The organism is Neptunomonas sp., from assembly GCF_041601355.1.
In the GTDB taxonomy this organism is placed as follows: domain Bacteria; phylum Pseudomonadota; class Gammaproteobacteria; order Pseudomonadales; family Balneatricaceae; genus Neptunomonas.
Map to the genome: position 1 here is coordinate 1 of NZ_JBFIIH010000056.1, position 24717 is coordinate 24717.

The 24717-nt window shown below is 47.7% G+C and carries 22 protein-coding genes; 14 read left to right on the top strand and 8 right to left on the bottom strand.

Annotated features, from left to right (window positions below; translation table 11 throughout):
- Together ABY436_RS10460 and ABY436_RS10465 are read left to right on the top strand one after the other, a co-directional pair.
- On the top strand, positions 1 to 480 hold a 480-nt coding region (locus ABY436_RS10460; RefSeq protein WP_372738917.1), incomplete at its 5' end, for an MlaD family protein.
- Positions 481 to 493: 13 nt separating this feature from the next.
- A complete protein-coding gene (locus ABY436_RS10465; RefSeq protein ID WP_372738918.1) occupies positions 494 to 1192 on the top strand; it encodes a hypothetical protein in 699 nt (232 codons plus the stop codon).
- A 56-nt stretch (positions 1193 to 1248) separates the two neighbouring features.
- On the opposite strand, the gene ABY436_RS10470 is transcribed toward ABY436_RS10465, so the two are convergent.
- The 3 genes from ABY436_RS10470 to ABY436_RS10480 form a co-directional block, all read right to left on the bottom strand.
- Complete coding sequence (locus ABY436_RS10470; RefSeq protein ID WP_372738919.1) at positions 1249 to 1890, bottom strand: DUF2959 domain-containing protein; 642 nt, start codon at positions 1888 to 1890, stop codon at positions 1249 to 1251.
- Positions 1891 to 1959: 69 nt separating this feature from the next.
- Complete coding sequence (locus ABY436_RS10475) at positions 1960 to 2964, bottom strand: hypothetical protein (RefSeq protein WP_372738920.1); 1005 nt, start codon at positions 2962 to 2964, stop codon at positions 1960 to 1962.
- Positions 2965 to 2982: 18 nt separating this feature from the next.
- On the bottom strand, positions 2983 to 3822 hold the full coding sequence (locus tag ABY436_RS10480) for an alpha/beta fold hydrolase (RefSeq protein ID WP_372738921.1): 840 nt from the start codon (positions 3820 to 3822) through the stop codon (positions 2983 to 2985).
- Positions 3823 to 4050: 228 nt separating this feature from the next.
- On the opposite strand from ABY436_RS10480, the gene ABY436_RS10485 reads away from it, so the two are divergent.
- The 10 genes from ABY436_RS10485 to ABY436_RS10530 all read left to right on the top strand — a co-directional run bounded on the left by ABY436_RS10485 (position 4051) and on the right by ABY436_RS10530 (position 17965).
- Entirely contained in the window at positions 4051 to 5313 is a 1263-nt protein-coding gene (locus ABY436_RS10485; protein ID WP_372738922.1) for an efflux RND transporter periplasmic adaptor subunit, read from the top strand.
- A gap of 3 nt (positions 5314 to 5316) precedes the next feature.
- Positions 5317 to 8466 carry an efflux RND transporter permease subunit gene (locus ABY436_RS10490; protein ID WP_372738923.1) on the top strand — a complete coding sequence of 1050 codons (3150 nt, stop codon included), beginning with the start codon at positions 5317 to 5319 and terminating at the stop codon, positions 8464 to 8466.
- 283 nt (positions 8467 to 8749) lie between these two features.
- Positions 8750 to 8980, top strand: coding sequence for a hypothetical protein (locus ABY436_RS10495; protein WP_372738924.1), 231 nt, complete (start codon positions 8750 to 8752; stop codon positions 8978 to 8980).
- Positions 8981 to 9203: 223 nt separating this feature from the next.
- Positions 9204 to 10403, top strand: a complete 1200-nt coding sequence (gene dapC / locus ABY436_RS10500) for a succinyldiaminopimelate transaminase (RefSeq protein WP_372738925.1) — start codon at positions 9204 to 9206, stop codon at positions 10401 to 10403.
- Positions 10404 to 10416: 13 nt separating this feature from the next.
- Entirely contained in the window at positions 10417 to 10791 is a 375-nt protein-coding gene (locus tag ABY436_RS10505; protein ID WP_372738926.1) for an ArsC family reductase, read from the top strand.
- A 12-nt stretch (positions 10792 to 10803) separates the two neighbouring features.
- Entirely contained in the window at positions 10804 to 11835 is a 1032-nt protein-coding gene (dapD, locus tag ABY436_RS10510; RefSeq protein ID WP_372738927.1) for a 2,3,4,5-tetrahydropyridine-2,6-dicarboxylate N-succinyltransferase, read from the top strand.
- A gap of 134 nt (positions 11836 to 11969) precedes the next feature.
- Positions 11970 to 13118, top strand: coding sequence for a succinyl-diaminopimelate desuccinylase (dapE, locus tag ABY436_RS10515; protein ID WP_372738928.1), 1149 nt, complete (start codon positions 11970 to 11972; stop codon positions 13116 to 13118).
- A 5-nt stretch (positions 13119 to 13123) separates the two neighbouring features.
- Entirely contained in the window at positions 13124 to 13966 is an 843-nt protein-coding gene (locus tag ABY436_RS10520; protein WP_372738929.1) for a putative RNA methyltransferase, read from the top strand.
- Between the two features lie 101 nt (positions 13967 to 14067).
- Positions 14068 to 14256, top strand: coding sequence for a hypothetical protein (locus ABY436_RS10525; protein WP_372738930.1), 189 nt, complete (start codon positions 14068 to 14070; stop codon positions 14254 to 14256).
- A gap of 676 nt (positions 14257 to 14932) precedes the next feature.
- On the top strand, positions 14933 to 17965 hold the full coding sequence (locus ABY436_RS10530; protein ID WP_372738931.1) for an EAL domain-containing protein: 3033 nt from the start codon (positions 14933 to 14935) through the stop codon (positions 17963 to 17965).
- Positions 17966 to 18011: 46 nt separating this feature from the next.
- Here ABY436_RS10530 and ABY436_RS10535 read toward each other — a convergent pair whose 3' ends face one another.
- A complete protein-coding gene (locus ABY436_RS10535) occupies positions 18012 to 19838 on the bottom strand; it encodes a methyl-accepting chemotaxis protein (protein WP_372738932.1) in 1827 nt (608 codons plus the stop codon).
- A 289-nt stretch (positions 19839 to 20127) separates the two neighbouring features.
- Between ABY436_RS10535 and ABY436_RS10540 the strand changes: the two genes are divergently transcribed.
- The gene (locus tag ABY436_RS10540) at positions 20128 to 20304 is read left to right on the top strand and encodes a transposase domain-containing protein (protein ID WP_372738933.1); all 177 of its coding nucleotides are present in this window, start codon (positions 20128 to 20130) and stop codon (positions 20302 to 20304) included.
- A 53-nt stretch (positions 20305 to 20357) separates the two neighbouring features.
- Here the strand turns inward: ABY436_RS10540 and ABY436_RS10545 are convergent, their stop codons facing one another.
- A complete protein-coding gene (locus ABY436_RS10545; protein ID WP_372738934.1) occupies positions 20358 to 21668 on the bottom strand; it encodes a DUF945 family protein in 1311 nt (436 codons plus the stop codon).
- Positions 21669 to 21823: 155 nt separating this feature from the next.
- Between ABY436_RS10545 and ABY436_RS10550 the strand changes: the two genes are divergently transcribed.
- Positions 21824 to 22219, top strand: a complete 396-nt coding sequence (locus tag ABY436_RS10550; RefSeq protein ID WP_372738935.1) for a hypothetical protein — start codon at positions 21824 to 21826, stop codon at positions 22217 to 22219.
- Between the two features lie 21 nt (positions 22220 to 22240).
- Here the strand turns inward: ABY436_RS10550 and ABY436_RS10555 are convergent, their stop codons facing one another.
- The 3 genes from ABY436_RS10555 to ABY436_RS10565 form a co-directional block, all read right to left on the bottom strand.
- Entirely contained in the window at positions 22241 to 23140 is a 900-nt protein-coding gene (locus ABY436_RS10555) for a DMT family transporter (RefSeq protein ID WP_372738936.1), read from the bottom strand.
- A 43-nt stretch (positions 23141 to 23183) separates the two neighbouring features.
- The gene (locus tag ABY436_RS10560) at positions 23184 to 23633 is read right to left on the bottom strand and encodes a hypothetical protein (protein WP_372738937.1); all 450 of its coding nucleotides are present in this window, start codon (positions 23631 to 23633) and stop codon (positions 23184 to 23186) included.
- A gap of 103 nt (positions 23634 to 23736) precedes the next feature.
- A partial coding sequence (locus tag ABY436_RS10565) for a translocation/assembly module TamB domain-containing protein (RefSeq protein ID WP_372738938.1) occupies positions 23737 to 24717 on the bottom strand: 981 nt, incomplete at its 5' end.

The following is a 24717-nucleotide window of genomic DNA, read 5'->3' on the forward strand; positions in this document are numbered from 1 at the left end:
ATCCGCTTAAGTGGCATAGAGCACCCTGAGGGGTTACTCACCGGTAACTATATTGAAGCGCTTTCAGGCGATGGGCCTGCCACTTTTTCCTTTAGCGGCTCACACAAAGCACCCATATTCCAAAACAAAAATGGCCTCAACCTAATCATCCGCACGCCTGCTTTAGGTTCACTATTCAAAGGCAGCCCAATATTTTATCGCCAGGTTCCGGTCGGAGTAGTGACAGGCTATGACCTCACCAATAATGGCGAAAATGTCGAAATTTATGTCAACATTCAACCCGAATACGCCCTGTTTGTGAGATCCAATAGTCAATTCCGTAACGTCAGCGGTGTAAAAATGGACATTTCACTGTTCGGTGGAGTCAAGGTGAATGCAGATAGTTTAGAAACCATGATTGGTGGGGGGTTAAGCTTTACGTCGCCCGCAGACAGCACAGCTGCCCGGTCGGGGGATGTTTTTAATATCGATGAAATGTAAAAGGACCATTGGGATGATGACTACGCGTATTATTCTTTTCAGTCTGCTTATTAGCCTGTTAACAGGCTGTTTGCATGAGAAATCCAGAGCATTTGACATCAAGAATATTGGCAAGTCCGATATTGATATGGTTACCGATGCGCATCTTCAGGAACTCAATATCCTCGCTCGTCAGCTGCTTATTAAACTCTACAAGCTAAACCCTCATGAACTGACAAAAGCCCCCACACAGACAACGGTTGATAAGCGTCTGGGGCAGCTATTCAGCATGCCCAGAACCATACGCTTTGCAGAACTGGGCTCACCGTATGGTACAACGGCTATTCCGCTAGCCTTTGATCCAGATTTTAACGGGGATAGAGTGTTTGCATTAATGGTCGGTGTCGCAGGAATGATTCACCGCTCATATAATTATCAGGATGAATTTTTTATGCTGGATGAGATCGATCAGCAAAAATTATATCACTGTGCACGTAATCTTGAATCTGTAGCCTGGCAGCTTAATCAACGCCGTGATCATGCCGGTGAATTACTTCTGGTGAGTAATAGTATCGATTACGATACGGGTGAAACCAATCTGAGTACTGAAAGAATTCTGTCCAAGATGATCTCTTTACAGGATATGATGGCGCGGATTCTTGCCGATAAAAATAACCGCGCCATAAACAAGGTGTTCCACGGTATCGCTTCCACCACTCTGTTTCCTATTTAAACGATCCGTTCGAGAATTTATTTGAGCAGCTGTTTGAGCCCCTATTTAACAGAGTACTATTGAGCTTCCATCGAGCGAATAAAAGTATCTGATTCTTTTATAGATTTCTGCATTTCTCTGATCAAACGATCAATATTCTGGCTTATTCCGGCAAATTCGCCTTTTAACGCGCCGACTGCCCGCGCATTCAGGTTATGCTTGAGATATAAAACATTATCGTTTAATGCCGTCAAAACAGGCTGCATTCTTTGCTCAGCGCGCTTCATAACTTTCAATAATTCAGCATAACGCTTTTGTGTCTCTTTAAGCTGTTTCGCACTCTGAGCACGCAGGCCGGCATTCTGATATTGATCCAACTCCTCTTGCCATTCTTCAAATAACGCTTCGGCTACCTGCTCGACACTCTTTATACGTGCCGATACCTGATCTGCAGCATCAACACTATCGTCATATTCGCTCTTGAGGCGATCATAAAGCGTTTCCAGCTCTCCTCCATTAAACTGAACAACGGCCCGATATTGTTCCAACGCGTCTTTGAACTGCTGCTGCGCGTCATCTTGCGAATCACGTGCTTCTTCAACCCGATCCACGAGAATATCTCTCTTATGCACGCCCACTTTTTCCATTGCTGAATAATATGCCGTTTGACACCCCGTCAGCAAAACAATCAAAGACATCAATACTATTTTTTTCAGCACGAGGCAATTCTCCTTATTGGATATAACGCTGATTGAGTTCTGGTTTTCATTCTGGTTTTAATTCTGGTTTTAACGGCACAGCGACACTGGCCGGTTAATTTGGACATCGCTGATCTTATGATTCTCATTCAGAAACAAAGTCACATCAGCGCGATCTGGCATCTCTTCTAACATCGCCCGGGTCAAGCGCTCATAATGCTGAATAAAATGCACAATTTCATCCTCATTCATAATCCGCAGATGATCCGCCGGCTGCTGAGTATCGAAAATATATTTCATGCGTTCCGCCAGTTTTTTCTCTTGTAGAGAACGCCAACTATATACCGCTTCCATGTTGGGCACTTTTAGCATCACCAGAGAATCGATCATACTGAAAAGCTCCTGATACTTTTCCTCCAGCTGCCGATTCACATAGCGACGCCAGTCGCCATTCGCATCTTCCACCCGCTCAAGCGTATTGACGGGGACGTTCAGCGTTTCATTACTCTCAGGTAATGCACCCACACACCAGCCTTCAAAAACTATCACATCCGCCGGTCCTACCCACTCCTGCCACACCGAGGTAGGACAACGATCATCAATAGACTTATCAAACACAGGAATTTTCGTTGGTCGATTCGGATCTCCGGCCTTGAGTGATTTAATAATATCGATGCCCAGCTGAACATCATGTGTACCGGGTACGCCACGCGTGCGCAGTAAAGGATGGACAATTTCAGCCAATCGCTCACGTTCATGCCGGGTTTTATAAATGTCATCCAATGAAAAGCCGACTACTTTCTGGCCAAAACCTTCACTGAGAATAACCTCGATTAAATTAAAAAGGGTTGATTTTCCCGCCCCTTGAGCACCATTAATACCAATAACCAACGGACCGCTTTGTTGACGTTTACGGCACAACAACCAGGCACCTAAGGGGACATAGAGCGACTCGAACATCTCCTTAAGACCAATATCCACTTTTAATGAAGCCAGCGCCGACGCGAACGCCAACTCGACCGCCGTAACGGCTTCTTTGCGTTCTTTATGTGTCAAACACAGCTGCTCAGCAGGCCAGGGGGACAACAAGCTCATTCAGATTCCTTTGTAATGTTAATGATGACGTAACCACTGAGTAATTTTATGAATATGTGCCTCCTCCATTAAGGAAGGAACATGCGGAACACCCGGGAGGCTATACAGCGACATTTGAGGATTTTCCTGCTGCATCTGCTCTACTGTCGACTCAGTTAATATATCGGATGCCTCCCCCCAGATCAGCAACTGCGGGCATTGAATCGCCCGCCACACAGGCCAGAGATCTACATCCTGATCAGCAGTGGCACGAGTGATATCACCAATAGCCGGATCATAATGTTGTGTCCAACCTTGCTCCACCTGTTTAAAACCGTGTTTAGTCAAATGCTGCCACTGCGCTTCATTCAACTGCTTCAAGCCGGGGTAGGTCTCTTGCAAAAAGGCGGTTGCTGCTTCTGGATTTTCAAAATATTTTGGTAACAGATACTCTCCGATACGCTGTAAAGATTCCTGCGAAACAAACGCGCCAATATCATTCAGGATCAGTTTCCGAATCGGCGAACGTGGCATTGAGGCCAGCAACATACCTATGATCCCGCCCATAGAAGTGCCCAACCAATCTACTTTTTCGACATTTAAACGTGCCAATAACAGCATAATATCGGACAGGTACTGTGGCATCGCATAATCAGCCGGATTCGCCAGCCAGTCACTTTCACCTCGCCCCGGCATATCAGGGCAAATCACACGATACTCCCGGGATAAAGATTTGGCGATGTCATCAAAATCACGACCGTTCCTGGCCAGCCCGTGTACACACACCAAAACACGCTCATTATCCGGGCTGCCCCACTCATGATAAACCATCCGGTGAAGTCCGGAAGAACTCAATCCCATTACTGATTCTGTGCGCACTAGCAGTATTCCTTTTATATTAAGATGTGAAGCCAACTGATCTGTTCAGCATCTTGTGGCGTATTAACGCTAGTAACTTATCATGCTGATAAGAATTGTAAAGTTGCGTAAACAAACCGCCATACCGGCTTAAAACCAGATAAACTATATTTCATTACAAAGCGCTAATACATAACAGATTCTTTTTCTGACCGCGTTTAGCGGTCACCTGTTTCGGGTTAAATTGATATGCCTACTGCAGTAAACAAGCCGGCTACGCGTCGTCTCAGATGGATCCTACCTTTACTGGCACTGGTTGTGGCTGTTGTTATTTTTATCTCGCTTAAGAGCAGCAAACCACAAGCACCTGCACGCGCGGTTGCAGAGAAGCTATGGAGTGTGCAAGTTCAACCGGTTGTGTTTACTGCTTTCAGCCCTGAGATAGTACTCTACGGACAGGTAGAATCCCCGCAGATGACACAAATATCGGCAGCTGTTACCGCTTTTGTTGAACACGTATTGAGCCGTGAAGGGCAGTCTGTCAGCCAGGATGACCTGCTTTTAAAGCTTGATCCTCGTGATATGCAGCTCATACTGCGTCAACGAGAAGCCGACTTACAGAGCATAGAAGCGAGAATAAGCGCTGCACAAATCCAATACACTGCAGACCAAACCGCGTTAAGCATCGAGAAAAAACTGTACGCACTGGCTAACAAATCCGTATCCCGCTACCGGGATTTAAGTAAACGTAACGTGAGCTCACAAGATCAGCTAGATACAGCCCAGATAAGCCTGCAACAGCAAGCGTTATCGCTGAATAACCGGGAGCAAGCCATCAGCGCTTTCCCCGCTCTGTTATCTCAACTACAAGCGGAACAGGAAAAAATCAAAGCATTACGCGACACTGCACTATTAGATCTGCAGCGCACCGCTATTAAAGCCCCCTTTAACGCACGCATTGCCAAAATAACCACCGCAACGGGTGACCGCGTCAAGAGCGGTGACCCTCTGATTACGCTATACGACCCAGGCGCATTACAGCTTCGCTCTCAGGTCCCGTCAAAAATGCTACCCTGGATCCGTCAGGCCTTAAATGAAAATCAGGCTCTGAACGCTATCGCAACGATAGATCAGCAAAATATCTCTCTGCGTTTATCTCGTTTAGCCAGCTCAGTAACCAACGGCAAAACCGGCGTCGATGCGTTACTGGAGTTTGATTCCGAGCAATTTATTCCCGAACCCGGCCGCACCTTATCTCTGACCCTCTCACTTCCCGAAATCGATAATCTGATCGGCATCACTCCGCATGCCCTGTACGGTACAGACCGGGTTTATCGTGTAAAAGAGGGCCAGCTGGAAGCGGTTGTTGTCACTAAAGTAGGTAATACACACGACAGCAAGGGTGCGCCATTGGTGCTCCTTCAGTCCAGCAACCTGAAAGCACAAGATCAGGTCATCATTACACAACTCCCCAATGCCATCACGGGCCTGCCCGTTAAGATAACGGAGTAGCCGATGCGTACCTCCAACGGTCCGTTACAAAACCTGACAGCTATGTTTGCCGAACATCGGGTAGCGGCCAATCTGCTGATGATTCTGATGCTTCTCGGCGGTCTGTGGGGCGTAAACAAACTCAACACGCAGTTTTTCCCCTCTTTTGAATTGGATGTAGTCACTATTAATGTCCTCTGGAGCGGCGCGGCAGCTGAAGATGTCGAACGATCTATCATCCTGCCTATTGAAGAAGAGATCCGTTCGATTAATGGCATAGACACCCTCTACTCAACAAGCAACCAAGGACAAGCCTCGATCCGACTGGAACTCACTGAAAACGCTGATGTGCAATACACCCTGGATGAAGTGAAACAGAAGATCGATAGTATTCGAAGCTCTCTGCCATCTGACGCTGAAGAGCCGATCGTTCAACGGATTATCCGTTACGAAAATATTGCCTCCATGCTGATCACCTCACAAAGCGCCACGAGCACCGAACTGCGTGTTTTGGCACGACGTTTTGAAAGAGAATTGCTAAACAAGGGCATCCGCAAAATTGACTTCACGGGTATGCCTGCCGAGGAGATCGCCATCCAGGTGCCAACCGCACAACTTAACGCGCTCGGCATGTCGCTATCCGATATCGCGACCAATATCAGCCAGCGCAGTATTGATTTACCCGCCGGCACGGCAGCTAAAAGCGATGGTTCCCGACAGATCCGCAGCTTAAGCCAGCAACGCGATGTTGAAGGCTTTAAACAGCTCCCGGTTATCTCGGACAACAACGGCCGTCTCGTGCGCCTGGGAGACATTGCCGAGATCGACTGGCGTGCTAAAGATAGTCAAATAGAGCTAAGCTATCGCGACCAGCCCGCCATTCTGATGGTTCTTAAACGCACCGAGAGCGACGATACCTTACAATCTGCCAAAATAATGGAAGAGTGGATCAGCACAGCCAGGCAACAGCTTCCGCAAGGCGTTGAGCTAATCACGTATGACGAACGCTGGATGGTCGTACAGGCACGTATCGACCTGCTGCTGAAAAATGGGTTAGGTGGTTTGGTGCTGATCATCGCCATCCTGTTTCTCTTTCTCAACGCGCGTGTGGCTTTTTGGGTCACTGTCGGAATCCCTGTCTCTTTTATGGCGACACTCGCTGTGCTTTATATGATCGGAGGCTCAATCAATATGATCAGCCTGTTTGGCCTGATCATGGCACTGGGGATTATTGTCGACGATGCCATTGTGGTCGGCGAAGATACACTTACGCATCTACAGATGGGGGAAAGCGGATTACAAGCCGCCGTTGGTGGGGCTCATCGCATGCTATCTCCGGTTATTGCCTCTTCCCTGACGACCATTGCTGCTTTTTTACCGCTATTAATTATCGGCGGAACTATTGGCAACATATTGATTGATATACCGATTGTAGTTATTTGTGTGATTCTGGCGTCTCTGGTCGAGTGTTTTCTGATTCTACCCGGACACCTTCACCATAGTTTGCGCAGCAAAGCTGATCTGCACGCCTCCAAAACCCGATTAGCATTAGAAGCCCGCATCAACCACTTTCGCGACCATACCTTTCGACACGTCGTCAGAAACGCTATCACCTTCCGCTGGACAACAATAGCCAGCACGCTCGGCATTTTCATTATCGCGTTAGGACTCATGATGGGAGGACGGGTAAAGTTCACTTTTTTCCCATCTGTCGAGCGTGAAGTCTTTACCGCCAACATGCAGTTCACTTCAGGCACAGATAATACCCATGTCAAAAAATTTCTGGCTCATCTGGATGATACTATTCAACAAACTGAACAGGAGTTAGGCGGCAACCTGATCAAGGTCGCTTTTCGCGAATACGGCATAGCAAACTTCACACGTACCAGTTCAGCCCCCAGCAGCGGTGACGAATTCGGTTCTCTTTATGTCGAAATGACGCCCATCGATACCCGTACCATCACTAATCGTCAGTTCATAAAAGTATGGAGAACCAAGATCAGCATTCCTGCGGGTATCGAGAAGTTCTCAATTGATCAATCAACCAGTGGCCCCGGCGGCAAGCCGATTGAGATAAAACTCTCCGGAGACAATGTCAATACGCTCAAACAAGCCTCACTTGAAGTACAGAGCTTACTCAAACAATACACGGGCTTATCGAATATAGATGATGACTTACCGTTCGGGAAATCCCAGCTGATCTACGCACTAACACCTGAAGGCGAAGCCTCAGGATTAAAACTACAACAAGTAGGCAGACAACTGCGCGCTGCATTCGATGGCGTAGAAGCACAAAGTTTTTATGACGGGCAGGATGAAGTAGCGGTTCGCGTGCTGCTTCCCGATGCAGAACGCAACCGCCTCAGCGCACTGGAACACTTACCGGTTATTCTACCTGATAACTCAACTGCACCCCTGTCCAATATTGTCGAGTTTGTCGCGCAACGTGGCTTAGACTCACTCAGTCGCATTAATGGTCAGTTAGCGATTAATGTCAGCGCAGACCTGGATGAATCGGCCGCCAATGCTAATGATATTATTGCTGACCTTGAATCGGGTAAACTGGACGCGGTTATCAGTAAGTTTGGCGTCGTTGCCAGTTTTGAAGGTAAAAACAAAAATCAACGCGAAACACTGGCTGATATGAAGTTAGGATTAATACTGGCACTCAGTCTGATCTATATTATTCTGGCATGGGTTTTCGCTTCTTACAGTTGGCCTATGACTGTTATGCTGGCTATTCCACTGGGGTTAACCGGCGCCATTCTCGGTCATTTTATAACAGGTTTAGATCTGACGATTCTTTCTTTATTCGGCTTCTTTGGGTTATCAGGCATCGTCATCAATGACTCTATCGTCCTGATCACCTTCTATCAAAAGCTCAGAGCAACCGGCATGGCGGTTGAAGAAGCGATTGAAGAAGCCGCCTGTCAACGACTGCGTGCCGTAATTCTGACATCACTGACGACGATCGCCGGGCTCACCCCGATTCTTTTTGAAACGTCTCTTCAGGCACAATTCCTGATCCCGATGGCAACATCGATCGTCTTTGGGTTAGCCTATGGCACCTTACTTATTCTGCTCTTTATTCCTGCCATTCTGACCATACTGGAACATACCAAAGCGCGCTTAGGATTACGCCTCCATCATGGAGAACTTTCCGAAGCATCTTAGTGACCTTAACGTTGCGAGAAACGCACTGATGGCGGCTGAAAACAACCTCAGTCGCCATTTTACTACACACCAATACTCTGATTTAATTTAGAAAAAAATCATAAAGCTGAAAACTGTCACCAAAAAGAAACATTTTTGTTATAAATTCTATTTTTTACGCGAATTCCTCCTCGGCGGTAGCCAGAAATAAACATAATTTATTGTTTTTAATTGATTTTTTATTAATGGCGCAATTCTCGCAAGATACCGTGTATTCAATCACAACATAAAAGCGAGATAACTCATGAAAAAATCAGTCATTATTGCCGCCTTTATCTTAGTTTCCAGTACCGCAATGGCGCAGCCAACCGGTGGTACTGATCTTTTCACGCTGCTGGATGTTGATGCAGACCAGATGATTAGTGCAGAAGAAGCAAAAATTCATGAACCCGTGCATGAACAGTTTGACACTCTGGATGTAAACAAAGACGGACAGCTCAGTGCTGATGAATTCAACCTGCTAGCAAAAGGTTAGTTCATCCTTTTTTACCTATCCAGTGTTTAGCGCTCCGGACTGTTCCCAAAATTATTGCCGGAGCGTTTTTTTCCCCATTTCCAGTCCTTATCACGGTAATTTCTGCTAAAAAGTCCATCCTCGCGGCAATATCAAAAAGGAAACACTTAATAGACTCAGCCGCATCCGGTATAATTTCCAGCCTATTTTTGATAACCGCCTCACGGCAATGCAGGAAATGTTTATGAATCGGGATTTAGCGCGCCTTCAACCCTACCCTTTTGAAAAGCTGGCGGAACTGAAAGCGCAGGTGACGCCACCCGCTAATATGTCTCATATCGCCTTTTCCATTGGTGAACCCAAACATACCTCTCCTGCTTTTGTGGTCAAAACACTAACAGATAACCTCAACGGGCTCTCTAACTACCCGACCACTAAAGGCATTCCTGAGTTACGCGAAACGATTGCTGACTGGTGCACAAAACGCTTTCATTTAACCCCGGACACGCTCACCGCCGATAGCCACATATTACCGGTAAACGGGACGCGTGAAGCCATTTTCGCTTTTACTCAGGCCGCCGTAGAACGTAAAGAAGGCGCACTGGTGATCTCGCCAAACCCTTTTTATCAGATCTATGAAGGGGCCGCTTATCTGGCGGGCGCAGAGCCATATTACCTGAGCTGTTTAAATGAAAACGCTTTCATTCCGGATTACGATGCGGTTCCGGCAGATGTATGGGAGCGTTGTCAGATTCTGTTTTTATGCTCACCCAGCAATCCAACCGGCGCTGTAACCGATTTTGAAACCCTGAAAAAGCTGATTGCACTGGCGGACAAATACCATTTCATCATTGCGTCTGATGAATGCTATTCCGAGATCTATCTGGATGAAGCACACCCGCCGGTTGGCTTATTGGAAGCCTGTGCGCGCTTAGGCCGTAATGATTATGACAAGTGCGTTGTCATGCACAGTTTATCTAAACGTTCCAACCTGCCGGGACTACGTTCAGGGTTCATTGCTGGCGATGCCAGGTTAATCAAACCATTTTTGGAATACCGCACCTACCACGGCTGCTCAATGCCCGTTCAGCACCAGATAGCGTCTATCGCCGCCTGGCAGGATGAAGCACATGTCAAAGATAACCGTGACCAGTACCGCGACAAGTTTGCCCGTGTCGTTGAAATACTGTCACCGGTCATGGATGTGCAGCAGCCAGAAGCCAGTTTTTATCTATGGGCGAAAACCCCCATCGCTGATGATCTGTTTGCACAGAGACTGTTTGCCGAGCAGAACATGACGGTGTTACCCGGCCGTTATTTATCCCGCGAAATCGATGGCTGTGTGCCTGGCGCCGGTTATGTGCGCATGGCTCTGGTCGCCACTCTGGAAGAGTGCATTGAAGGCGCGCAGCGCATTCGCCGTTTCGTTGAAGGTTTAAGTTGAAGGATACAGCAAAATGAGTATTACGCTTTTTGGCATCAAAAATTGCGATACAATAAAAAAAGCGCGTAAGTGGCTGGACGCTAATAACATCGAATGTCGTTTTCACGATTTTCGTACCGATGGCCTGCCAGAAACTCTGCTGGACCAGTGGTTCGCGACACTCGGCTGGGAGTTGCTATTAAACAAACGCGGCACAACGTGGCGCCAGCTTCCTGAGTCAACTAAAGAGAATATCGATGCAGCATCCGCACGTACGCTGATGCTGGAAAATCCGGCCATTATTAAACGTCCGGTACTGGAGGTCTGCTTATCAGAAGCAGATATTCAGCGTTATGTCGGTTTCAAAGAAACCGAATACAACGAAATTTTTTCAAACTTGACGTCTTAGGCGGAATTAAACATGAGCTATTTTGCATTTGGTCTGGGTATCGGCACCCAATCTTCCAACGGTGACTGGTTGGAAATCTACTACAACGCACCGCTATTAAATCCGTCAGCAGCACTCATCAGCGCGGTTACCGAAACGCTGGGTTATGACGGTGGCGATGCGGCTATTGAGATCTGTGAAGCGCAATTGAAAGATCTGGAAGCGGCTTTTCTCAGCGTTGATGCCGAAGATCAGGCCGAAGTGGTTGAAGTACTAAAAGGTACGCAGCAATCTATGGTGATCACTATTCTGGAAACAGACAGTTCACCCGCCTCTACACCCGAAGTATATCTGAAGCTTGCATTGCTTTCGCATCGTCTGGTTAAGCCCCACGGTATTGACCTGTCGGGTATGTTTGGCCTACTGCCAAACGTTGCCTGGACCAACGAAGGCGCTGTTGCATTAGCTGATCTGCCCCGCCGCCAACTGGCTGCACGTGCGCAGGGGCGTGTGCTGGATGTCCATTCTGTCGACAAATTCCCTAAAATGGCAAACTACGTTGTTCCGGAAGGTGTACGTATTGCAGCAACCTCACGTGTTCGTTTAGGTGCACATGTAGGTGAAGGCACAACGGTGATGCACGAAGGATTCATCAACTTCAATGCCGGCACACTGGGTGTCAGCATGGTTGAAGGCCGTATCTCAGCTGGCGTCGTTGTCGGTAACGGTTCTGATTTGGGTGGTGGTTGCTCTACCATGGGCACGCTGTCAGGCGGCAATAACGTACTGATCTCTGTGGGTGAAAATTGCCTGATCGGCGCGAATGCGGGTCTGGGCCTGCCGTTAGGTGATCGCTGTACAATCGAAGCGGGGCTGTATGTCACAGGCGGCTCTAAAGTGACACTGTTAGATGAGCAGAACAACGAAGTGAAAACCATCAAAGCAGGCGAACTGGCTGGTAAATCAGACTTACTCTTCCGTCGTAATTCACAGAACGGGCGCATTGAAGTCAAGACCAACAAATCAGCGATTGAGCTGAATGAAGAACTGCACAAGCATAACTAATATGCGCTAGCGGGCTTGTGGCGACAGATTGCTCTGCAACTGTTGCCACAGCACCGCCACTGTCAGTCTGCACTTTTAACACAACACGCTAATTCACCTGCCAGCACATGCTATTCAACACCCCGGAGCACACCATGCCAATTCTGTCACCGACCGTCGAACTCACCAAAGAGCTCATTTCCCGCCCCTCCGTCACACCAGAAGACGCGGGTTGTCAGGAGTTGATGATCGAAAAACTGGAAGCTCTGGGCTTTGTTATCGAACGTCTTCCATTTGAGGATGTCAGCAATTTCTGGGCACGACGTGGCACGCACGGCCCGCTTTTTTGCTTTGCCGGTCATACCGACGTTGTGCCTACAGGCCCGGTACAAAACTGGTCGCACCACCCTTTCGAACCCACCATTCTTGAAGGCTACCTGTATGGCCGTGGTGCGGCAGATATGAAAGGCAGTATTGCCGCCTTCATGACGGCACTGGAACGTTTTATTGAGCACCATTCGGATCACCGTGGTTCTATCGCACTACTGATTACCAGTGATGAGGAAGGCCCGTTTATCAACGGCACCACACGTGTTATCGATCATCTGGAAGCGCGCCAGGAAAAGATCGACTGGTGTATCGTCGGCGAACCCTCCAGCACGCAAAAAACCGGAGATACTATCAAGAATGGCCGTCGCGGCTCTTTGGGCGGCAAACTAAAAGTAACCGGTATTCAAGGACATGTTGCCTACCCGCACCTGGTACGAAACCCGATCCACGAAGCCGCCCCGGCGTTGACCGAACTGGCTGCGACGGTATGGGATGAAGGCAATGAGTTTTTTCCGCCGACCAGCTTTCAGATTTCCAATATCCATGCAGGCACCGGTGCTAACAATGTCGTGCCCGGAGAAGTCGATATAGAGTTTAACTTCCGTTTCTCTACTGAAGTCACCGCAGAGCAGTTAAAAGAGCGTGTTCGCGAAGCGCTGGACCGCCATAACCTGAACTGGGACATCGACTGGGTCTTATCTGGCAACCCCTTCCTCACTGCTGAAGGCGATCTGGTAGAAGCGGCACAACAAGCGATAAAAGCGGTCACTGGCATAGACACAGAGCTCTCCACCGCTGGCGGCACATCTGACGGACGTTTTATTGCACCGACAGGTGCGCAGGTATTAGAGCTTGGCCCGGTTAACGCTACCATTCATAAAATTGATGAGTGCGTTAAAGTCAAAGATCTGGATATCCTCAGTGATATGTATGAAAACATACTGGCCCGCTTACTGACCGATACACATAAGTGATCTGAATGATGAATGTTATCAGCGGCCACCTTGTCTGCCCTGTTTGTTCTCTTGCCTTAACGCAGCAGGGTAGTTCACTGTCTTGCGAACAGAAGCACTGTTACGACCAAGCGAAACAGGGCTACTGGAATCTGTTACTGGTACAGCGCAAGCGCTCCAGAGACCCGGGCGACAACCCACAGATGGTCGCTGCACGAACACACTTTCTCGATCAGCACTGCTATCAACCGCTCGCCGATAAAGTCTGCACAGAGGTTCAACAAGCACTGACAGATAAACCCAACGCCCGCCTGCTGGATATGGGCTGTGGTGAGGGTTATTACACCGCTCAGGTAGAAAAGGCGCTAAACGGAATGCAGGTGGAGATAATCGGCCTCGACATCTCCAAACATGCCATTAAAGCAGCGTGTCGACGTAGTAAAACAATCCATTGGCTAGTCGCTTCGGGCGCACAAATGCCGGTTCCCGGGCAAAGCCAGGATCTGCTACTGGTCATGTTTAGCCGCCTGATGCCGGCCGCGTTTGCCAAAGTCGTCAAACCGGCGGGGTTACTGCTGCTGGCCTGGCCTGCACAGGATCACTTACTAGAACTGCGCCAAAGTATTTATGACGAGATTAAAGTATCAGAGTACGATCCAACAGCCGAGCTGGCAGCGCTATTTAGCTGTGAGAAAGTAGATAATCTGCGTTTTCAGTTTTCACTAAAATCAGCACAGGATATTCAAGCGTTATTAGACATGACACCGCATAGCCAGCGTATCAGCGCTGAAACCACTGCCAAACTACTCGCCGCTGTACCACTGAATCTGACGTTTCATGTCAATCTGGGCTTCTTTCGCCGCTTATGAATAGGCCGTCATTAAAACGTCGCTTGATAAAACTTCTGATAAAACGAGCCGATAATTTCCAACAAAATCTAATCTTGTTACTCAGTGGCTTTGGCCTGTGCATGCTGGGTATATTGCTGGTTACCATCGCAGAATTTTTGTTCGGCCAGTCGCTGCAACAGGAACTGGTCGCACTGCTGGGTATCGTAATCATTATCATAGGTATATTACTGGCCATGACCGGTTATATCAGCCTGAGTATACTGCGGTTATTTCGCTTTTTGATCAGTGACGAAGATAAAAAGAAGTAGCATTATCGTTTTCTATCTCGAGTCGCTGATTGGAAGCACCTGAAGTCATTTTCTGTTTCGTTTCATATTATCTTGCCAGGTTTCTCACATACTTCTTTGTAAGCCTGGCTTGGTCAGGAGGGCTTTGTAGCTGCTGTTCACCTAAAGGCAAAAACACCTCCACCAGCAGAAACGGCTACCCTACGGGGTCTACACGACTGTCGACTGAACAGTATCGGTCTTTTGCACAAGTCGCTAATTCAGCCTTCCAAAGAAGAGAAGCGAAAGAAGCGTTTAAGCAATTAAGAGAAAGCAACGCTACTGACAGGAAAGAGACCGAACAACAGACTTCGCTTCCCTGTTCGTCGTTATACCCCATCATCAAAGAAAAGCTACAGGTGCTTCTTACGTGGCTACACTTGTCTGCAAAGTAGCGACTCTGTCAAATCTTATGCAAGATAAAATGCCGTCTCATTCAGAATAAAAAAGAAGACAAAAAAAGCAATAAAATCGATTTTATCATCATAGGTTGATCCGGTGATGGTCTTCCCCCCCTTATGCTAATTTTATTGGCGTTGATTTTCCTCAACTTTTAGCAATGATGGCCGTAATAATTAACTGATAGCTTATTACAGGTGTCATTCGCTCCTGAGCTATCAAATACGAGCAAAATGCAGCATTCCGGGAGTTGATTGAGGTGATACCGATTATAAATGGCTTACCCCTCCCGGGCTTGATCAGAAGAATTATAGGCATGGCGAGCGCTGCTATTATCCTGATCTGGCTTATCGGTTACCTGATCATGGCCCACGAACAGAAGCGAGGGCTGCTGGAAAGTCGGATCAAGGCAGAACAACTCGCCACATTTTTTGAACAACATACTCTCGCCATTTTCCGTTATGGTGACGCTTACCTGAAGATGGTGCGGCGCGAATATCAGGCCAGCAGCGATATCAATTCAGTCAAAAATTTGATGAACGAAGTACCACTCAACAGTGTAATTGCTTCGCATGTCACTGTTATGGACGAAACCGGCACGCCAATTCTGGTGTCAGGGCACAGCATCAAACCAGGCAGCACAGCAAAAGACCGTGACTATTTTATCCAGCAGCAAAAGGCCGACTCAGATGAGTTTTTTATTTCGCGGCCGCATCTGGGGCGCAATAGCGGCGTACTCACTGTTCGCCTGGTCAGACGCATTGAAAAACCCGATGGCAGTTTTGGCGGGGTTGTATTTGTTGCTATCAAGGCCGAAAACATAACCAATTTTTTCAATAGCCTGGGACTCGGTGCGAACAGCGCCGCTACCCTGGTCGGTATAGATAAACGCATTCTCGCCCGCTCCTCTTATGGCCAGCTCGGGCCCGGACAGGATATCAGCGGATCACGATTGTGGACGGAGCTCGAACAACGCCCCGTTGGTTATTACCTGCAAACCAGTGTGGTCGATAGCATTCCCCGCGTATACAGCTATCGGGCACTCGATGAATTTCCTTTGATTGTTGCCATCGGAGTGTCCGGCGAAGATACCCTTAACGCGTTGGCTCAGTATAAAACATTGTCCTACTCGATCTGTGCGCTGGCATCTTTTCTGATTATTATTACCTCATTGCTGTTTTCCAGGGAAATAAAAGCGCGCAACCGGCTTGAGGCCAGCGAGAAACATACCCGGCGAATCGTTGATACCGTCCATGGTGGGATTATTTCAATTAACGGGCAAGGTATTATCGAGTCTTTCAGCCGCGGAGCGACCGAGACATTTGGCTATAGTGAAGCTGAAATCATAGGGCAATCCGTGCAACGACTCTGCGATGGCTCAGACTGGCGTAAAGCCAATCATAATCTGGAATCCCAAAACCCCGGAATTGATTCCGGTCAGCACGATGGCATCTTTTTCGAGGCGAGTGCGACACACAAAAACGGCACAACCTTCCCGGTACATCTCGCCATGGGCGAATCAGAGCAAAACGAAAAATCCCTGCAGGTTCTTACCGTGCGCGATATAACCCAGGAGAAGGCCGCCAGACGCGCTTTATTTAAATCCGAAGAGCGGGCCCAGGTTACCTTGCAGTCGATTGGTGATGCCGTCATTTCGACAAACGCTGACGGGGTCATCGAGTTTTTAAATCCCATAGCGGAGAATTTAACCGGCTGGAGTGCTGCCGAGGCAAAAGGCCTGGCCTTGGGGCAAGTGTTTAAGATTATTAACGATGCAAGCCGTAAACCTGCCCCCGACCCAGTGGCAGCCTGTCTGCAAAAAGGCGAAGTAGTCACTCAAAAAAGTGACACTGTGCTGGTCAGTCGCAATAGCCGGGAGTTCGCCATCGAAGACTCTGCCGCACCTATCCGCGGAGACCAGGGTGATATTCTTGGCGCCGTTCTGGTATTCAAGGATGTTACCCAGGCCAGGCAGTTGTTGCAGGATATATACTACCAGGCCTCACATGATGCATTGACCGACCTGATCAACCGGCAGGAGTTTGAGAGCCGCCTGCAACGCGTTCGTGAAACTGCTGAAAAAGAGGACTCATTCAACATCCTCTGTTATATCGATCTGGATCAGTTCAAAGTGATCAACGATACCTGCGGTCATGTTGCCGGTGACGAACTACTACGCCAGATCACCGCGGTAATGACTTCCTGCGTGCGCCAACGCGACACTCTGGGCCGCTTGGGGGGTGATGAATTCGGGCTGTTGTTAGAGCGTTGTAATTTCGACCAGGCACAGCGAATTGCACGAAAAATGATCAATAGCGTACGCGAGTACAATTTCGCATGGAACGAAGGCATTTTCAACGTCGGCCTCAGCGTTGGTATGGTGGCTATTGGTCGGGGCAGTGAGAACGTTGACGAACTGATGAAAGCTGCCGATACGGCATGCTACACGGCAAAAGAAAAGGGACGAAACCGACTTGAGATTTTTGAGGAGTCTGATGCGAAACTGGCAAAACGAGATGGCGAAACCCAATGGGCCATCCGTATCCCACGGGCGCTGCAAGAAAATCGCTTCTGCCTGTACCAGCAACAAATTATGCATCTAAGCGGTAGTGATGAGGGACTGCACTATGAAATACTGCTACGCATGATCGGCGAAGACGGCAGTATGATCATGCCAGGCAGTTTTTTACCGGCCGCCGAACGTTACAAGCTTGCGACCGATATAGATACCTGGGTAGTGACTAATGTGTTCGGCTGGTTACACGCGAACCCTGAACACCTGCGCCGGCTGAGAACCTGTGCGATCAATTTGTCTGCTCTCTCCGTCAGCAACGATACTTTCCATGCTTTTGTCGTTGAACAGCTGCAGGCCTATGATATTCCGCCCGAGAAAATATGTTTCGAAATTACCGAAACTGTAGCGATTTCAAATCTCAGTAGTGCGATCATCTTTATCTCTGCGCTAAAAAAAATCGGTTGTCAGTTTGCCCTCGATGACTTTGGCAGCGGGCTCTCTTCTTATGCCTACCTGAAGAACTTACCCATCGATATCCTGAAAATAGACGGTATGTTTGTAAAAGACATACTCGAAGATAAGATGGACCTGGCGACGGTTAAATCAATCAATGAAATCGGCCATGTCATGGGTCATAAGACGATTGCAGAGTTTGTCGAAAATAAGGAAATACTGGAAATACTTCGCGAGATTGGAGTCGACTTTGCACAGGGCTATGGTATCGCAATACCGATGCCATTAAGCGAGCTCGCCAGCACACCCGTGACATCGACCTGAAACGCCATGCCCTGTGAAGGCGAATCAGGCTCTTCTTATAATGAGGTTATACCGTTTTAAACTTAGCAATAATAGAATGCAGTAACGACGCTTGTTTAGCTACATCATCACTTGCTACAGAGTTTTGAGCAACCTGCTCACTAGACATATCGACAATGTCTTTTATCTTATCTGTATTCTGTGTAATCATATCAGCGACAGCCGCTTGCTCCTCAACAGCCGCAGCAACCTGTGTGGTCATATCAACGATATGATTAGCACCTGTAATGATGACATGCAGCGAATCGATACTAGCAGCGGCACCCTGCGCACTGATACGACTTAATTCAACAGATTGATTGATCATTTTCGCAACGATACCTGTTTGATGCTGCAGCGAGGAAATCATGGCATCTATTTCGACAGTAGATGTTTGCGTTCTTGCAGCAAGTGCACGAACCTCATCTGCTACCACGGCAAAACCTCTGCCTGAGTCTCCTGCTCTGGCGGCTTCAATCGCAGCATTAAGTGCCAGCAAATTAGTTTGTTCGGCAATCCCTTTTATTACATCTAATACAGAGCAGATAGCCTCACTTTCTTTTTCCAGTTTAGTAATCGCTGTAAACGACAGTTCAGCTTCAGAGGCCATCAGCTCAATATCAGCAATAGCCTTTTCGATAATTCTCTGACTCTGAACAGCACTGGCCTGAGACTCTTGCGCTGTTGCTGCCGTCCTGTCTGTATTCTCGGATATTTCTCTCATTGCACCGTTCATCTCGTTAATAGACGACGCAACTTGTGAAACCTCATCTCGTTGAAAATTCAATCCTTTTGCCGTCTCTACAGCGATAGATGACACTTCTTCAGCAGCACTACTCAGTTGGATCGATGACATGCTCACCTCACCCATTAGCGCCTTGAACTCGCTCATCATATTATTAAAACTTCCCCCCATACTTGAAATCTCATCCTTGTTTTTACTATGAAATTCAAGAGTCAAATCTTTATTGTCTTTCGCGGCCAGCATCACTTTATTCAGCACATCGAGAGGCCGGATAATACTTAAAGCAATATATAAGGCAAAAAATGCAGATATAATGCCGATTAGAATAGCAATAATGGCCGAAAGTGTTTCTAGCTCGTCAATTTTTTCAGAAGAGAAAGCCTTAATTTGAGACCCTGTTGCTTCCAGCAGATCCTCAGATTTATGTATGGTTATCCGCATCTTGCCTAATAATCCTGACTTGCTATCCAGCCCCGCTTCTTCAAATGTTTTAACCAGCATCTGAAAATCATTTTTGTAATTGTCGAGCTTTTTACTGATGTCCGAAAGTCGGTTTTGAGGTATATCTCTATTTTCGAGTATTGACATAAGAATTTGATAATTAGCATCAAACTTATCCACGTATTTCAGATCGGCTCGCAACAAGAAGTCTTTCTCATTGCGCCGAAGCTGCAATAGCCATGAGAGCAGTTCAAAATCATTGATGTCGCGTACAATCTTTTCTGCTGATTTAACAGATGATCTCAAGGAGCCGCGTAACCCTTCTTCTTCACTTAAACCAATTTTTATCTTCATTCGGGCCAGCTCATGGAAACTTTGATGATATGACTTAAGAATTTCTAAGAGCTGTTGCATTGAGTCACTGGAGGTTTCCAAAGACTCTAAATCGCCAATAAGGCGAAGTATATTATTTGAGAAATTTTCGGAATCTTTATCAAATTCAGAAATATACTTCGCATCGTCACGAGCCAGAAAATCTTTTTCGTGCTTACGAAGTAGTAGCATATTGACGTTAAGTTCGCTGACTTGATAGACCGATTTTTCTAAGGACTTAGTTTTATCAATGGTATGGTTTTGCAGCCCGAACATCACAGCGATACTGACAATCATGAACACCACAAGCATTATCAGCTTAACTCTAATGGTCATATCTATTCCCTTAATTTACATAAATATAATGCCTTAAGTGTAGATGAAATTTTAAAGATGGTGAGCGCTGAGCCAAGCACACCCTTTCACAGCCAAGCGCCGTTCCGTAAACTCGCTGCGCTTTTCATTTAAGGAGTAACTCATGACTCAGTGACGCAATCGGCAATAATGGCAAGACATACCTGATCAACAAGAGAAAAGTGATCTGTCTGGTGCGCAGTTTTGCCGTCAGCAGCAGGCTGATTTCTGGTTGATCTCTACGATCCAGGCGGGTACGCGTGCCAATGCAAATTCATACAGTCTGTTAGAAACGGAAAAAGTGAACGGGCTGAAGCGCTATGCTTATCTGAAAGAGGGTTTCACCTTGCTGCCGCGAGCAATAAGCCTGGAGGATATTGATGCATTGCTGCCGTGGGCGAGTGTCTGAATTAGCAGGAAATTAGTAAAAACGCACTTCAAATCAAAGTGCGTTTTTTCCAATCACATCGGTACAGCTTGTCCATTCAGCTTCATTACGCCGTTTTCAAGGTTGAGTTCTGCGGTATAGTTGTCATCTTTCTTCACGACAAAACCCATCTGCACTAATGCGTTGATCTGTTGCGGATTGTATTCCGGCATCGCTTCCAGCATTACCCCCGGCACTGCAAACTCTGCATGTAAGGTCAGGTATTGTCTGATCTGATCCGGCTGCATCATGATTTCAGACAGCCGAAACGGTGCTAACACAAGCTCTGCACTGCCCTGAGCTTTATGGCCTTGCCAACCTATTGATAGCTCATTAATATCCGCACCCATGCCTTTCTCCGTGACACTGTCAGCCACGACGATAAGACCTTCCATCTGTTGATGGATTGCATCAGGGTCACTTTGCATGCCTTGTATCATGATGGCTAATTCACGCGTAGCGGCATAATCCAGATCGAATGCCAACCGCAGAGTTGGACTGGTAAATGTGGGTGTTGTTTTTCCGGCTGGCGAAACATGGAAAGAGTCTGCCGTATACCCGATAGAGGTGACCATCCTTTCCCCTTTGAGGCGTTGCTGCATATCCAGACGCAAGCCTTTAGCCTCAACGTTAACCTTCTCGCTTATTACGACGATTTGCTCAATGTTGAACAGGGCGTCCAGTGATTCGAGCATCACCGCTTGAAGTGGGTCATCATGATCCAGGCGGCCGCTTTCAGTTCCCTTAATACCTTCAATAGAGAGTTTATTACCCTTGGCTTCTATGCCACTATTTTGCATCACCAGATCGAGTTTAAAATCGCGTCCCAGCTGGTCGAAGTTCATCTGCAGCGCGCCGATGGTACCGCTACCCTCCTCTGATGTCACAACAAACTGATCCGTCTCAAACGTACCATTCATTGCCAACTGGTTAGATAGCGGGTTGAAGCGCTGCTGCACCTCAAGTGTTAACGGCTCACGATCCACATTAGCCTGAAAAGACTTCAACTTTGTTAACAGACCACTCTCTGCAAGGGTAATGTTCGATACGGCGCCAAGAAAACCGTGCTTAACGTTAAGGTTAAAGGAGATATCCCGGCCATCCATCCATTTTTCAGCACCTTCCGGCAACTCAGTTGGCGTATACACCAGCTGGTATTGAGAGGAGTAAAAGCCAGTAGTGGCATCCAGTTGAATAAAGCCCTGCCCACTCGCCTGAACCTGAGCCTGCTCAATTGACTGCTGCAGAAACTTATTCGCTTCTTGTCCAGAGTAATAAACACCTGCCAGGTAGATAGCAGAAAGCCCCAATACTGAAACACACCCTATGACTACTTTTTTGTTCATTGCCAATCCTGTTTTTAATAATAAGAGCTGCTGCGAAGGATACAGGATCTAATGCTGAAAGGAATATCCCGGCTGAATACGTTCAACTCTTGATCATCCTCGCCAAGCAACGCATACTGGCCGCTAATCCAAATCCGACGATATTGATGCCTGCGATGAACGACCAACGCCACCCTGATATTGAAATCTATGTTAAAAACCGTTCGCTGACAGCCATTGAAAGCTGGCTCGCCTCCTTAGGTGAAAACTGCACGGCATCGCTTACTCAGGATGCGGATAAAAGTACTCACCAATACTCCCTCACTATAGCGGGCAACAGTATTCCGGTTTTCATTCATGAGCGCGCTGCCGGCAAAGCCTGGACAAGTGTCTGGTTTCAATCCGGACAAACACCCTGGATTAAAGACCTTGATTGTGCGCGCATCGCTGCTACAGCACTGGAAACACAGGTACGCTGCATCGCCGGTGGCTGGCAGAACGGTGATGACCCGGACGAGTGGTGGAAAGTCGAAGATCAGACCGAAGAACTGATTCAGTGGGCCTCTGCCTGATCCCTGATCGACCAGGCCAGCTTAGCCACGCGGTCTCGCCTGATAGGCTGCGTACTGTTGATAAGCCACCGCCGAAACAATCATCACCAAACCGATATAAGTCGCATGGCTAATCTCTTCACCTAAAATCGTATGAATAAGAATCAACGACAGGAAGGGCGACAGAAAGATCAGATTACTCACCCGACTGGTATGTGTGGCCAGCTTAATCGCGTTCATCCACAGCATGAAGGTTATCCCCATTTCGAATATACCGACATAGATAGCACTCAGCACACCATCGCTGCTCGTTGGGAGGCCGTCAACATAGCATGCTGTCAATAACACCATCGGCGTTCCGTTCAAAAAACACAGCAGTAAAGAGATTTCAGACGGCGTATCATTTTTAGCATTCAATATCCAATACAATGCCCAAAGCACCGTACTGATCAGCGCCAGCGCTACACCTAAGCCACTATCAAATGCTAAACCAAACAGATCACCGCGCGTCGAGATCACTAATACACCGCAATAACCCAATATCAGCGCGATAATATCCGATCGATGTAGCGACTGCCCGAGCATAGGAACAGCCAGCAGCGACAGCACCAACGCCCATGTATAGTTTAATGGCTGCGCCTGCTGCGCCGGCAACAAGTCATAAGCTTGAAATAAGATGACGTAATACAAAAATGGATTCAGCGCACCCAGTATGGCGAATCTCCACGGTGCTTTTTTCCAGTAAGCGAATACTTCATGTCCGGGGTATTTCCTGGCAACAGCAACCAACAATACCAACAGCGAGGTAACACTGGCGATCGACAACAACTGTAAGGGTGTTAAATGCTGCAGTGACAGCTTAAAAGCAGTCGCCACTGTTGACCATAACAGCACGGCACTCAAGCCAAGAAACATGGCCTTTTTTTGGTTTTTTTCTTCCATGGTATCGCTACTCAATAATGAAGAACGCAGTGTAACTTAAGTGCTACGCTTGTGCAGAGATCGATGGAACAGAAGTAAGCGATTGGCCGATATGATCCAGCATTAATCGCCCTGATGAGAGCAGCGCCATCTTGGCAAATTCGTCAGCTGAGGAACGCTGCAGACGGGATGATGAAAGCGCACAGGTTTGGATATGACTATTGATATACGCGAAGTCGCCGGGGAGATTATCATTCACCGAATGATTAAGGCGTTCCACCAGATAAGGTGTGTGTAGCTCATCAATACCCGGATAAGCCGCCTCTGCCGGAAGGACAAACCCTTCGCCCCGTGGCGACTCAGTTGACTTAAATGAATGCTCATAACTGTTCGACTGATTGGTTGATATCAGACTAAGCAGCATCGCAAACTGGGCACCATGAGGCGACTGCACTGCTTGCGGCAGTGACGAGGTATAAGTTTCTATCCGCGCCTGTATTTTTTCAGTCTGCATATTCAAAGAATGCCTCAGGAGTACTACTCATGGTATCGGCATGTCTTTGATAACCTTTATAGAGGCCTCATATAAAATTATTCTATGCTGAATGCGCTATGAATCAGTTTTCAAGTGTATAGATAATATCGCCGCCACTGCTGTTAGTCCCTGTCTGCGACTCGACACTCCAACGCTTACTGAGCAGATAGCGCATCAAAAATGTACTGCTAGGTTCCAGCAAGCCTACCCCGTATTTTACATACAGTTTGGGCGACAGATATTTACCGATGTAGAAGGAGGTATCCTGAAGCGAGTCACCTTCCAGGCCTAATTCGTTAACATCTAACAGATCCGTTAACTTCTCAGCAATCACATTTCCGCCTTTCATCGTAATAGCAGATGCCGCTCTGAATAACAGTTCCTGCTCAGAAGATGAAGTGTTAGCCGAACCCGGGGCCCTGCCAAAAATAAGATAGGAGAGCAAACTACTCTCTGGCATCACCGGCTCAGAAAACAAGGTTAAACGTGGATCAGAGAGAGTTCCGCTGACTTTTGCACCGGCGGTTACTTCATCTACTTCGCGTGACACACGTAAATCAAGGCCTGGGTTATCAACCGGCCCACCACTGAATACCAGACTGCCTCGCTCGATATTCAAATCCTGTCCATACAAGCGGTACTCCCCTGCGGCCACTTGCAGACTACCTGTCGCACGAGTGGCACGCCGTCCATCATCTTCAACAAGCACACTGCCCTGTAAACGCCCTTTAAATCCTAACGCATCAACTTCTACTTTATCACCCAATGTGAGACGCACCTTCGCATCCAGCAGCTGCTGTTTGCCGAGCCCTGACTCAGAATCTCCCAGGATCACCACATCTGGCGACGGAGGGCTGGAGGAGGTAATAGTCGGCGGGAAAATTTGCGCCTCAGGCACCTTCACTTCGCCACGTAATTTAATCAACCCGGGCGTCACATCAATATCCAGTTGTGGTGAGATCCAGGCTTTCAGCTCCTCCGTAGCCACGGCCTGGAAGCGCTCTCCCTGAATACTCACCTGGCCGGCAGAGTTAAGCGGATCCAGCAAACCACTCAGCTGCAG